General features: G+C 67.0%; 11 protein-coding genes. 5 read left to right on the top strand and 6 right to left on the bottom strand.

All coding sequences use genetic code 11. From position 1 onward, the window contains the following. Positions 1-130: 130 nt before the first annotated feature. The 4 genes from ROV95_RS19970 (at position 131) to ROV95_RS19955 (ending at position 5,743) form a co-directional block, all read left to right on the top strand. On the top strand, positions 131-715 hold the full coding sequence (locus ROV95_RS19970) for a hypothetical protein (protein ID WP_312546044.1): 585 nt from the start codon (positions 131-133) through the stop codon (positions 713-715). A 185-nt stretch (positions 716-900) separates the two neighbouring features. After that, positions 901-1,347: a GNAT family N-acetyltransferase gene (locus ROV95_RS19965; RefSeq protein WP_171952333.1), complete on the top strand. Its 447-nt coding sequence runs from the start codon at positions 901-903 to the stop codon at positions 1,345-1,347. 191 nt (positions 1,348-1,538) lie between these two features. Beyond that, positions 1,539-3,227 (top strand): malate dehydrogenase (quinone), encoded by a 1,689-nt coding sequence (gene mqo / locus ROV95_RS19960; protein WP_019659330.1) that lies wholly within the window; start codon positions 1,539-1,541, stop codon positions 3,225-3,227. Positions 3,228-3,550: 323 nt separating this feature from the next. Next, positions 3,551-5,743, top strand: coding sequence for a TonB-dependent siderophore receptor (locus ROV95_RS19955; RefSeq protein WP_312546040.1), 2,193 nt, complete (start codon positions 3,551-3,553; stop codon positions 5,741-5,743). Between the two features lie 126 nt (positions 5,744-5,869). On the opposite strand, the gene ROV95_RS19950 is transcribed toward ROV95_RS19955, so the two are convergent. Then, complete coding sequence (locus ROV95_RS19950) at positions 5,870-6,196, bottom strand: hypothetical protein (RefSeq protein ID WP_312546038.1); 327 nt, start codon at positions 6,194-6,196, stop codon at positions 5,870-5,872. A gap of 148 nt (positions 6,197-6,344) precedes the next feature. On the opposite strand from ROV95_RS19950, the gene ROV95_RS19945 reads away from it, so the two are divergent. Continuing rightward, positions 6,345-7,292 (top strand): nucleoside hydrolase, encoded by a 948-nt coding sequence (locus ROV95_RS19945; protein WP_312546037.1) that lies wholly within the window; start codon positions 6,345-6,347, stop codon positions 7,290-7,292. 4 nt (positions 7,293-7,296) lie between these two features. Here ROV95_RS19945 and ROV95_RS19940 read toward each other — a convergent pair whose 3' ends face one another. The 5 genes from ROV95_RS19940 to ROV95_RS19920 form a co-directional block, all read right to left on the bottom strand. After that, the gene (locus tag ROV95_RS19940) at positions 7,297-8,556 is read right to left on the bottom strand and encodes an MFS transporter (RefSeq protein WP_111101833.1); all 1,260 of its coding nucleotides are present in this window, start codon (positions 8,554-8,556) and stop codon (positions 7,297-7,299) included. A 184-nt stretch (positions 8,557-8,740) separates the two neighbouring features. Then, the gene (locus ROV95_RS19935; protein ID WP_312546034.1) at positions 8,741-10,054 is read right to left on the bottom strand and encodes a HAMP domain-containing sensor histidine kinase; all 1,314 of its coding nucleotides are present in this window, start codon (positions 10,052-10,054) and stop codon (positions 8,741-8,743) included. Beyond that, positions 10,051-10,791, bottom strand: coding sequence for a response regulator (locus tag ROV95_RS19930; RefSeq protein ID WP_312546032.1), 741 nt, complete (start codon positions 10,789-10,791; stop codon positions 10,051-10,053). The genes ROV95_RS19935 and ROV95_RS19930 overlap by 4 nt, the downstream gene beginning before the upstream one ends. Before the next feature lie 57 nt (positions 10,792-10,848). Beyond that, on the bottom strand, positions 10,849-11,394 hold the full coding sequence (locus ROV95_RS19925; protein ID WP_021203082.1) for a redoxin family protein: 546 nt from the start codon (positions 11,392-11,394) through the stop codon (positions 10,849-10,851). Between the two features lie 3 nt (positions 11,395-11,397). After that, on the bottom strand, positions 11,398-12,186 hold the full coding sequence (locus tag ROV95_RS19920) for an alpha/beta hydrolase (RefSeq protein WP_312546030.1): 789 nt from the start codon (positions 12,184-12,186) through the stop codon (positions 11,398-11,400). Positions 12,187-12,412 lie beyond the last annotated feature (226 nt).

Here is a 12,412-nt window from a genome sequence, read left to right as displayed (position 1 = left end):
TGGACGAATCAGGGCGAGAGCGACTTAATCCCCTCCGTCCCTTTTTTCTCCGCTCTTCTGTGCGTGACCGGGGTCCGTTCCGGGGCGCCCGGTTGTGCCAGCATCGCAGCACCCGACACGGAGCGCCGCGATGCAGACCGATCCGCTGTTCCTGCACATCCGGGTGGTGATGGGCATCATCCTCGGCCTGTCGATCACCACCGTGCTCAAGGGCCTGGCGCAGATCATCGAGCATCCGCAGCGCCGCGGCTGCTCGGCCCTGCACCTGGGCTGGGTGGCGTGGACGCTGATATCGCTGGTGACCTTCTGGTGGTGGGAGTTCCGCCTTATCGAGGTGCACCGCTGGACGTTTGAAACCTACCTGTTCGTGATCGTGTACTGCGCGACCTGGTTCCTGCTGTGCGCGTTGCTGTTTCCCGACGACCTGCGTGAATACGGCAACTACGCGAACTATCTCATGCAGCGCCGGCGCTGGATCTTCAGCGTAATTGCCGCACTGACCCTGCTCGACCTGGTCGATACCGCCATCAAGGGCAGCAGCCGCTGGAAACTGCTGGGAACCGCATACCCGTTGCATGCCGCGCTGATGCTGGCGGTGGCGGTGCTCGGCTGGCGGCTGCGCAGCCAACGCACACAGCTGCGCCTGGTGCTGGCAACGCTGGCTTACCAGATCGGCTACTTCGCCGTGGAGTACTTCACCGTCGGCAGTGACTGACCGGGGTGCAAGCACCTGCTGAAAGCCTTTCACTGCCACGCCGCCGGGCGACATCGGCATCAGCGGCACCGATCCCCCCTATCCCCTGCTGCTGCGGGGCCTCCATCCAATCTCCATCAACCCTACACATCGATTCCATGCGCCATGCAGATACTGAGCGGCCGATCACCGCAAGGATGCCCTGCATGCCTGTATTCGTCCGCGACGCCCGCCCCGAAGATGCCGCCGCCTGCATCGACCTGCGCGGGCGCACCCGCGAGAACGCCTTCAGCGCGGCCCAGCTTGCGGAACGGGGCATCACGGTGGACAGCTGGGCGGCCGGCATCGCCCAGGGCGATTCGATCGGCCGCATCGCCTGGGACGGCGAGCGCATGGCCGGCTACTGCTTCGCCGACCGTGACAGCGGCGAGGTGCTGGTGCTGGCCCTGCTGCCGGACTACGAGGGCCGCGGCATTGGCCGCCAGCTGCTGCAGGACGTGGTCAGCCTGACCCGCGATGCCGGCCACCAGCGGCTGTTCCTGGCCTGCTCCGCCGACCCGCGTTCGCGCTCGCATGGCTTCTACCGCCGCCTGGGCTGGCGCCCGACCGGCAGGGTCGATGAGGCCGGCGACGAGATCCTTGAGCTGGTCTGATCCCACCGTTGCCGGGCGTCGCCTGCCGTCCATGTGACAGCGCCGCGAAACGTCGGATGCTGCGTTGCATCAAAAAAGGACCGGATCCGGTTAGAATCGCGGATGGATGCTGCAAGGCGTTGTTTCTTCACGCCCTTTCCCTGCCCCACGCGCATCCTGACCCCTTCCCCTCCGCCAACGATCCCGCCCCCATGAAGAAATTTGGCAAGGCTCTTCTCGCCCTGCTCGTGCTGCTGTTGCTGGCCGCCGCGCTGTTCCTGTACTGGCCGCTGACCCAGCGCTCGGTGCCCGCCGCCAGCAACGACAAGCCCGTCGATGTTGTGCTGGTCGGCGCCGGCATCATGAGCATCACCCTGGCCACCTACCTGCAGGAACTGCAGCCGGACTGGAACATCCAGGTCTACGAACGCCTCGATGGCGTCGCCGGTGAAAGCTCCGATGGCTGGAACAACGCCGGCACCGGCCATTCGGCCTTCGCCGAACTGAACTACACCCCGGAGCTGCCCGATGGCAGCATCGAGACCAAGCGCGCGGTCGGCATCGCCGAGTCGTTCGAAGTCTCGCGCCAGTTCTGGTCGCACCAGGTGAAGGAAGGCCGGCTGAGCCAGCCCAGCGACTTCATCAACCCGACGCCGCACATGAGCTTCGTCTGGGGCGATGACAACATCGCCTACCTGCACAAGCGCCAGCAGGCCCTGGTCAAGAATCCGCTGTTCTACGGCATGCAGTACTCCGAGGATCCGGCGCAGATCAAACAGTGGGCCCCGCTGCTGATGGAAGGCCGTGACCCGAAGCAGAAGGTTGCCGCGACCTGGATGCCGCTGGGCACCGACGTCAATTTCGGCGTGATCACCCGCCAGCTGACCGCCGGCCTGCAGCGCAGCCCGAACTTCAGCCTGCACCTGAACCATGAAGTGACCGCGCTGCGGCAGAACGCCGACAAGAGCTGGAACGTGACGGTGAAGGATCTCAAGGCCGGCACCGAGACCACCACCCACGCCCGGTTCGTGTTCATCGGCGCCGGTGGCGCCGCGCTCAAGCTGCTGCAGATGTCCGGCATTCCGGAATCGAAGGACTATGCCGGCTTCCCGGTCGGTGGCCAGTTCCTCGCCTTCCAGGGCCAGGACGTGACCTCGCGCCATGGGGTGAAGGCCTACGGCATGGCCGAGACCGGTTCGCCGCCGATGTCGGTGCCGCACCTGGATGCACGCAAGCTGGACGGCAAGCCGGTGGTCCTGTTCGGGCCGTTCGCGCTGTACAGCACCAAGTTCCTCAAGCACGGCTCGTGGTGGGACCTGTATTCATCGGTCACCCACAACAACGTCGGCCCGATGCTGGAAGTGGGCAAGGACAACCTGGACCTGGTGCAGTACCTGATGGGCCAGGCACGCCTGAACGATGCCGACCGCCAGGCCGAGCTGGTCAAGTACTTCCCCAGTGCCAAGCCGGGTGACTGGAAGCTGATCACCGCCGGCCAGCGCGTGCAGATCATCAAGCGCGATCCGCTGAAGGGCGCGGTGCTGCAGTTCGGTACCGAAATCGTGACCGACAAGGACCACACCATTGCGGCCCTGCTCGGCGCCTCGCCGGGTGCATCGACCTCGCCGCCGATCATGCTGGACCTGATGGCCAAGGCCTTCCCGGAGCAGATGAAGGCCGGCTGGGAAACCCGCCTGCGCGAGATCGTGCCGTCGTATGGGCGCAAGCTCAACGACAGCCCGGCGCTGGTCAACGAGATCCGTACGCTGACCAGCCAGACCCTGCACCTGCCGTATCTGGAGGTGCCGGTGGATGCGAACGCGGCATCGCCCGCTGCGGCCACGGTGCCTGCGCAGGCCAAGGAAAAGCGCAACGCCAATGAGGAACTGCAGGCGCTGTAAGCCCGCACGTTCCTTTCGATGCAGACGGACGGCCACCTTCGGGTGGCCGTTCGCTTTTGGGCGGCTCCCTGGTGTAGAGCCGAGCGCATGCTCGGCTCCAGCCAAAAGCAGCCGAGCATGGGCTCGGCTCTACAGACGGCCGTGCCCGGCGCCTGGACGCCCATGCGCACTGATACGAATTGTAATGTTGTTAAGAATTATTTACATTTGCGCCCTGCGCAGTGACCGCGCCCTCCCAGATGGACCTGATGTGCCCGAAGCCGCCGCCCCGGGTACTGGACGACTGTCGCCACCCTTCCCCGCTTCCAAGCCTCGAGCCCACCATGTCCTTGACCCTGCGTAACCGCCTGCCCCGCCGCGCGCTGCTGCCGGCTGCCCTGCTTTCGTCGTTGACCCTGCTGGCGGCGCCCAGCGCGTTTGCTGCCGCCGACGGCTCAGCCGATGCCAAGACCCTGGACCGGGTCAGCGTGCGAGCCGAGCAGTCCGCTCCGCCGGCCAGCACCACGCGCCTGCCGATCACCCTGCAGGAAACCCCGCAGTCGGCCACTGCGATCAGCCTGCAGCGCCTGCAGGACGAATCGCTGTTCAGCATCAATGACGTGATGCGCAACGTGACCGGCGTCAGCGTGTCCTTCTATGACACGCAGCGCCCGCTGTACTACGCGCGCGGCTTCGCCATCACCGACTTCCAGGTCGACGGCATCCCCACTTACAGCGGGTCCACCAACCAGGAATACGACACCGCCTTCTACGACCGCATCGAAGTGATCCGCGGCGCCAACGGCCTGCTCAGTGGTGCGGGTGTGCCGTCGGCCACGGTCAATCTGCTGCGCAAGCGTCCGGGCAGGGAATTCGATGCCTCGCTCGCGGTCAGCACGGGCAGTTGGGACTATCGCCGCATGGAAGCGGACGTGACCGCGCCGCTGACCGATGACGGCCGCTTCCGCAGCCGCGTGGTCGCCGCCTATACCGATCGTGGCCTGTACTACGACCGCTACGACGAGAACAAGATGGCCGGCATGGCGGTACTGGAAGGCGACGTCACCGACAGCACCACGCTCACCCTCGGCTACCAGACCCAGGACAACAACCCGACCGGCTCGACCTGGGGCACCGTGCCGTTCTTCGACAGCCAGGGCAATTTCGCGCACCTGCCGCGCTCGACCAACCTGTCGCCGAAATGGAGCTACTGGAAGCGCGAGAGCAACACCGCCTTCGCCAACCTGGAACAGCGTTTCGGCGACAACTGGCTGTTGAAGGTCAACACCGCCTACACCCGCGGAAACGTGCAGAACGTGCGCCTGTACGGCACCGGCAACCCGGACCCGGTGACCGGCGCGGGCATCTACCTGCGCGCGGCCGCCGGTGATTCGAAGGACACCCGGCGCAACGTCGATGCCTACCTGACCGGCAGCTTCGACCTGTTCGGCCGCGAGCACGACCTCACCGTTGGCGCACAGTGGTCGGACCTGGAAGGCACGACGAATACCCTCGCGCTGAACTACCCGACCGACTGGGCGCGCTGTGGCAGCGAACGCTGCTACTACATCCCCAATGTGTACAGCTGGAACGGCGACATCTCCGAAGTGACCTACCGTCGCACCGGCGCACGCCGTGTAGCGAAGACCACGCAGAGCGGCGTCTATCTGGCTACCCGCGTGCACCTGGCCGATCCGCTGTCGCTGATCGCCGGTGCACGCCTGAGCCGGTGGGAAACGCTCAGCCGCTCGTACAACGCTGCCGGCGCCTATACCGGCACCAGCGGTGCGTACAAGGTGAGCGATGAAGTCACTCCGTACGTGGGCCTGGTCTACGAGATCACCCCGAACGTGTCGGCCTATGCCAGCTACACCGAGATCTTCAATCCACAGAACTACAAGGACCGCAACGAGAACCTGCTGGCGCCGGTACAGGGCTCCAACCTGGAAGCGGGCATCAAGACGCAGTGGTTCGATGGCCGCCTGACCGCCAATGCGGCGGTGTTCGAGGCCAAGCAGGACAACTACGCGGTGCGCGACATGGGCGTGCCGGAGGGTTCGCTCAGCGATGGCACCTCGGCCTACATCGGCGTCAACGGCACCAAGGCGCGCGGCTGGGAGATGGACGTCAACGGCGAGATCCTGCCGGGCTGGACGGTCAATGCCGGCTACACCCACGTCAAGGTCACCCGAGCGGCTACCGACCTGCTGTACGCCAATCCGCCGAAGGATCTGTTGCAGCTCAACACCCAACTGCAGCTGCGCGGCGCGCTGGAACGCCTGAGCGTTGGCGGCGGCCTGCAGTGGCAGAGCAAGGTGCAGGGCTACAACATCGCTTACCCGCTGGGCGGCACGGCCACGGTGAACCAGCCGGCCTACATGCTGGTGCAGTTCAATGCCAACTACCGCATCAGCGACAGCTGGACCGCAACGCTGAGCGTGCGCAACGCACTGGACAAGACCTACTGGGCCAACCTGGACTACAACAACTACGGCGAGCCGCGCTTCGTGTCGGCCAGCCTGCGCTGGAAGTTCTGAGGCAGGCAAGGGTGGCCGGCTGTGCCCGGCACCTTGTAGCGTCGAGCCATGCTCGACTGCTTTTCGATCAGGCGTCGCGGCTTTGGAGCGAAGGGCAGTCGAGCATGGCTCGACGCTGCAGGGACCTCAATCGCCGCAGCTGCCGCCGTCACCGCTGCCACCGTCACTGCTGCAGTCGAAGCTGCTGTGGCTGTGATGGCTGTAGCTGTCGCCGGAATGGCCGCCCGGATGATCGTAGCCACTGCCGAGACTGTTGTCGCCCCGGATCCCGGAGCCGTCGGCCGTGGCCACCGCCAGGCACACGATGGCCCCGACCAGGGGAAGCAGCCAGACCATCAGCAGCTGCACCGTCCGGCCGCCCGTCGACAGGCCATCACGCTTGGCGATCACCACGGTAGCCACGGCGTTCAGGCCCAGCACCAGCAGGACCAGCAGAAGGGCGGCGATCAGCATTCGGCGACTCCGTGCTCGGATTGGGGGCATTATGGCCTGCTGCCCCGGCAATGGCCCTGCCTGTCATGAAGATGGGACAATGTGTGCGCCGGCCTGCTTCCAGGCCGCCGGCGCCCCCCGCACCACACGGAAGAAGAAGAACAACAACATGCTGAAAGTCATTTTTGATACCGACCCGGGCGTCGACGACGCCCTGGCCCTGCTGTACCTGCACAAGCACGCCCAGATCGACCTGATCGGCGTCACCACCACCTTCGGCAATGCCTCGGTGGACTCAACCACGCACAACGCGCTGTACCTGAAGCAGGCCTGGGGCTTTGCCGCCCCGGTCGCGCGCGGCGCCGGTGGCCCGCTGCAGCCGGAAGCCACCCCGGAAGCCTGGCCGGTCCACATCCATGGCCACAACGGACTGGGCAACTACCCGGTGCCGGCCGAACTGGACGTGGCCGCCGACACCCGCCCCGCCCACCAGCTGATCATCGACCTGATCCGCGCCCATCCGGGCGAAGTGACCCTGGTCGCGGTCGGCCGCATGACCAACCTCGCGCTGGCCCTGCAGCAGGCGCCGGATATCGCCGGCCTGGTACGCGGCGTGGTGATCATGGGTGGCGCCTTCCACGTCAACGGCAACATCACCCCGGCTGCGGAGGCCAATATCTGGGGCGATGCCGAAGCGGCCGACGTGGTGTTCACCGCCAGCTGGCCGGTGACCGCCATCGGCCTGGACGTCACCACCCGCGTGGAAATGGACCATGACGGCCTGGACACGCTGGCCGCCATCGGCGGTGCCGACGCCGAGCTGGTCCGTGCACTGTCACAGGACTACGTCGACTTCTACCTGCAGGCCGGCCACAAGGGCATGGTCGTGCACGACTGCTGCGCGTGCATCGCGCTGACCCGCCCGGAGCTGTTCCAGTTCGAGCGCGCCAGCGTGCGCGTGGCCACCGACGGCGTTGCCCGCGGCATGACCATTCCCAAGCCGGAAGGCCTGGCCTTCGGCCCGAGCGTGTGGGACGGCCACGTGGTGCAGTCGATTGCCATCGGCGTGGATGCGGCCGCGGTGCTGGCTGACATCGAGCAGACCCTGAAGGTCTGACCCGCTAGCGCCTGGCCCTGCCCGGGACCGTCTCGGGCAGGGTCCACAGCACCGGCAGCACCAGCACCGCCACCAACGCGATCATCGCGCCCGGCGCCGCTGCCCAGCCGCTGCGCTCCACCCACCATTGCGCCAGCCACGGCGTTGCGCCACCGAAGAATGCAGTGGCCATGGTTACCCCCAGTGCCAGCCCGCTGACCCTGCCTTCGCCGGGGAACTGCTCGGCCGTGGCCGGCGCCGCCACCGCGCTGATGCCACCGGCCACGCAGGCCAGCACTACCGCCGCCAGCGCGATGCCCAGTGCGGTCGCCTGCGCCATCCACGCGAACAGGGACAGCGGCAGCAGCGCTGCCAGCACGGTCAAACCCAGCAGCATCGGCCGCCGTCCGAAGCGGTCGGACAACGCGCCGCACAGCGGCGTGATCGCAATGACCGCCACCGCCGCGATCGTCGACAACCACAGCGCATCGCCTTCATCATGCCCCCGTGCGTGCAGGAACGCCGGTACATAAGTGATGCCCACGTAGTAGGTGATCGAGCCCAAGGCGGAGATCGCAAAGGTGCGCGCCACCGCCAGCGGGTGGTGGCGCAGCACGTGCCGAAGTGGCGTGGCCGGGATGCTGCCCTCGCGCCGCTGGCGCTCGAACTCCGGCGACTCGTGCATGCCCGAACGCGCAACCAGGATCACCAGCGCGAGCGCAGCCCCAACGAAGAACGGAATCCGCCAGCCCCAGCTGTCCAGCTGCGGTGTGGGCAGCAGCGCGACGGTAAGTGCAGAGATCGCTACCGCCAGCAGGGCGCCCACTTCGCTGGCGGCCGAGGCCAGCGAGGTCACCAGGCCACGTCGTCGCGCCGGTGCGCTTTCCAACAGGTACGCCACCACCCCGGTGTACTCACCGCCCACCGAAAACGCCATCACGCAGCGCAGGATCAGCAGCAGCACGCCGGCCGTCGTACCGGCCGTGGCCTCTGTCGGCAGCAGTGCAGTGGCCAGCATCGCCGCTGCCATCAACGCCATCGAAGCCAGCAGCATCCAGCGCCGGCCCAGGCGGTCGCCCAGGTGGCCGAAGCACAGCGCGCCCAGCGGACGCATCAGGTAGGACACCGCGAAGCCAGCCAAGGTCACCAGCAACGCCTGCTCGCCACCGCCGAAGAACACCCGCGACAGCACCGTGGCGAAGTACAGGTACAGGGTGAAGTCGTACCACTCCACCACCGTGGACAGGCCCGCCACCCACATCGAGCGCTGCCGCGCCGCAGTCATTGCGTGTTCGCCTTCAACAGCCTCGGTCCCGGTTGGGCAGGTTCCGCGCAGCGTGGCATGGACGGGGTGAAATGCCGGTCATCGGCTGTCGACTGCGTGCATGCACTGGGTTTCATGACCGGTGAAGCGCTCACCGCCAGGGCCGAAGCAGAAGCATCCTTGCTGGAACACAAGGCCGGGCAACTCAGCCCGGCAGCTGCAGTTCCGCCCGCAGCCCGCCACCCTCGCGGTTGTGCAACCTCAGCGAACCACCCAGCGACTGCGCCAGCTGCACCGCGATGGCCAGTCCCAGACCGGTCCCTCCGGTATCGCGGTTGCGCGAGCTCTCCAGCCGGTGGAACGGTGCCAGCACTGCCTGCAGCTGGTCCTCGGGAATGCCGGGGCCACGGTCGGAAATGCTGATCCACACCCTTCCGGCCGTATCGCGGCCCGCCTCGATCTCGGCGGCGCCGGCGTAGCGCAATGCGTTGTCGACCAGATTGCCGACCACGCGGCGCAGCGGCTGCGGCCAGGTCTGCACGACCAGTCCAGCGGGCGCACCGCCAGTGACCGGCTTGCCCATGTCCTCGTAGTCGCCGACCACACTGGCGAGGAACGCGCCCAGGTCCATCGACACCGGCGCGCCAGCGGCAACGTGGCTGCTGCGCGCATAGGCCACGCCCTCACGCACCAGCTGCCCAAGGTGATCGAGGTCGGCCAGCAGGCGCTGCTGGGTGCTGTCTTCAGGCAGGGTCTCCACCCGAAGCTTCATGCGCGTGATGGGGGTCTGCAGGTCATGCGAGATCGCGGCCAGGATCTGCAGGCGTTCACTGACATGGCCACGAATGCGTGCCTGCAGGGCATTGAGTGCGGCTGCTGCGCCGCCTACTTCCGCAGGGCCATCTTCAGGCAGTGCAGGCCCGTCCTTGCCCGGCTGCAGATGCTCCACCGCATGCGACAACTGCTGCAGCGGGCGCATGGCCAGACGCACTGCCAGCCACGCGCACACCAGCAGCAGCGCCAGCTGCAGCAGCAGCACGGCGGGCAGCCAACGTGCCAGCGGCAGGCCCGACGGGGTGACTTCAATGGTCAAGGGTGTGCCGTCGTGCAGGCGCAGTTCCACCTCGAACCGCTCCGGCAGGCGAGCCACCTGGCGCGCCTGCAACGGATAGCGGTGCCGCAGGCTGTCGTCGATGATCGCCGTGACCTGGCGCGCACGATCGGTCTGCAGCCCTGGTCCGGCCGCGGCCGGGCGCAGCAGATAGCGGTAGGTGCGCCGCTCCAGCCGCGGCACCCAGGCCTCACGCTGCTCCGCAGGCAAATGTTCCAGCAGCGCGACGCTCACTGCCACATCCTCGTCGAGGTTGCGCAGCATCATGCTGCGGGTGGACTGGTAGCGTTCGAAGAACAGCAGGCCGAAGGACAGTGCGTGGGCCAGGGACAGTCCGCCCAGCAGCACCAGCAGCAGACGCGCCGACAGCGTGCGTGGCCAGCGTGGACGACGTGCGGCGGTGTTCATTCGTCCGGCCCCAGCAATTGCACCGGCAGGCTGAACACATACCCTTCGCTGCGCACGGTCTTGATGTAGGTTGGCTCGCGCGCGTCATCACCCAGGCGCTGGCGCACGCGGCTGACCAGCAGGTCGATCGAGCGATCAAACAGTTCGGCATCACGGCCCTGGGTGAGGCTGAGCAGCTGGTCGCGGCTGAGCACCCGATTGGCGTGATCGAGGAACACGCGCAACAGGCGGAACTCGGCGCCGCTGAGCGGATACGCGGTGCCCTGTGCATCCAGCAGGTGGCGGGCGGTGGTATCCAGGCGCCACTCGCCGAAGGCCAACTGGCGGCCGGCTTCGCTCACCTGCAGGTTCGGCGGCAGCATCTGCGTGCGACGGATCACCGCATTGATGCGTGCCAGTAGCTCGCGCGAAGAAAAGGGCTTGGTCACGTAGTCGTCGGCGCCCATTTCAAGGCCGATGATGCGGTCGGTCTCGTCGTCGCGCGCGGTCAGCAGCACCACCGGTACCGCCCGATGCTTGCCGGCGCGCAGGTTGCGGCACAGGCTCAGTCCGTCCTCGCCCGGCATCATCACGTCCAGCACCACCAGATCCACGGCATGGGTATCCATCAGTGCCCGCATGGCCCGGCCACCGTCGGCCTGGCTCACGCGCAGGCCGTTGCGCTGGAGGTAGTCGGCCAGCATCTGGCGGATCTCGCTGTCATCGTCGACGACCAGGACGTGCGATACATGGTTCATTGCGTTCTCGATGAAGACGGAGGTCAGGGCCGCGCTGCGCGGCCATGGTAGCGCGGCTCAGGGGCTGGCCAGCAGGCGCTGGATCTCGCTTTCGGTACGTGCGTAGTCGCCCTCGCCGTAATGGCGGTAGACCACCCGCCCCTGCCGGTCGAGCAGGTACAGTGCGGGCCAGAAGCGGTTGCGCCAGGCGTTCCAGATCCGGTATTGGTTGTCCTGCACCACCGGCCAGGTGATGTCCAACCGTGCGATGGCCTTGCGCACGTTGCCGGGCAGCCCTTCATGGGCAAACTCCGGCGTATGCACGCCGATCACCCTCAGACCCTGCGGCGCGTAGCGTGCATGCCACCGGTGAACATACGGCGCCACGTTGAGGCAGTTGCTGCAGGTGTAGGTCCAGAACTCGACCAGCACCACCTGCCCCCGCAACTGCTTCAGTGTGAGCGGTGGGCTGTTGTGCCAGGGCCCGCCACCGTCAAACCCGGCAGCGGGAACGGCCTGTGCCGGCTGCGCGTCGGCCTCCGGGCTGGGCCAGGCCATCAGTAGCGCAGCCCCACCCAGCAGGCTCAGCAGCAACGGCAGCGCATACACACGCAGGGCGGCCATCGTTCAGCCCCCCTGCTCGGCCAGCGGCAATTCGGCCGGCTTCACTCCCGCCGCTTCCAGGATGCTGTCGGCCACCTGCGCCGGATGCGAAAGCAGCGACACATGGCTGCTGCCGATCGATTGCAGCTGTGCACCGATGCGCTTGGCGGTGGCGGCCTGCAGCTGCGGCGACAGCATGCGGTCATCGCGGCTGAGCACGTACCAGCTCGGCTTGCTGCGCCACGCCGCAACGTTCACTACTTCGCCCAGCGCGCTGGCCTTCAACGGGACCTGCGTGCTGTACAGCAGTGCGGCCGACTTCTTCATCACGTCCGGCGCGAAGTCCTGGGCGACGGCATCAGCCGGCAACGTCAGGTAGCCATCCCTTTCCTGCAGTCGGGCCAGGCCCGGGCCAACCGGGAAACCCTCGCCCTGTTGCGCCGAAGACTGTCCTGCATCCGGTGCGAACCCGGCCACGTACACCAGCGCCTGCACCTTCGGGTCATTGCCCGCTTCGGTGATGACCGTGCCACCCCAGCTGTGGCCGACCAGCACCACCTTGCCAGGCGCAGCGGCAATCGCACGACGGGTGGCGGCGACGTCGTCGGCCAACGAGGTGAGCGGATTCTGCACGGCCACCGCCGGCAGCTTCCAGTCATGCAGGGTGCTGATGACCTTGCTCCAGCTGGAGCCATCAGCGAACGCGCCGTGCACCAGGATGACGGTGGGCGGTGCAACGGTATCGGCCTGGGCAGCGAAGGCAGGGGCGGCGGCGAGGGCGAGAGCGGCGGCCAGCAAGCAGGTACGGATCATGGGGGGCACTCCGGAGTTGGGAGTGGCCATTTCCGCCTGCCGGTGTATCGGCGCTGTTTCTCCGCAGCGCGGAGTTGTACCGGACTGTAGGGCGCAGGCGGGTTTCTACAGTGGGATACATTCGCGCGCCGGTCCTGGCCGGGCGCTTTCGGGTGGATATCGCTGCCCGCACGCGGGCGCGCAACGCCCCGATGCGCATCAGCGCATCGTCTTTGTATCTGACTGT

Source organism: Stenotrophomonas maltophilia group sp. msm1 (assembly GCF_032025805.1).
GTDB classification, from domain to species: domain Bacteria; phylum Pseudomonadota; class Gammaproteobacteria; order Xanthomonadales; family Xanthomonadaceae; genus Stenotrophomonas; species Stenotrophomonas hibiscicola.
The sequence above is the reverse complement of the archived record's forward strand: the minus strand, read 5'-3'. Positions and strand labels throughout refer to the sequence as shown.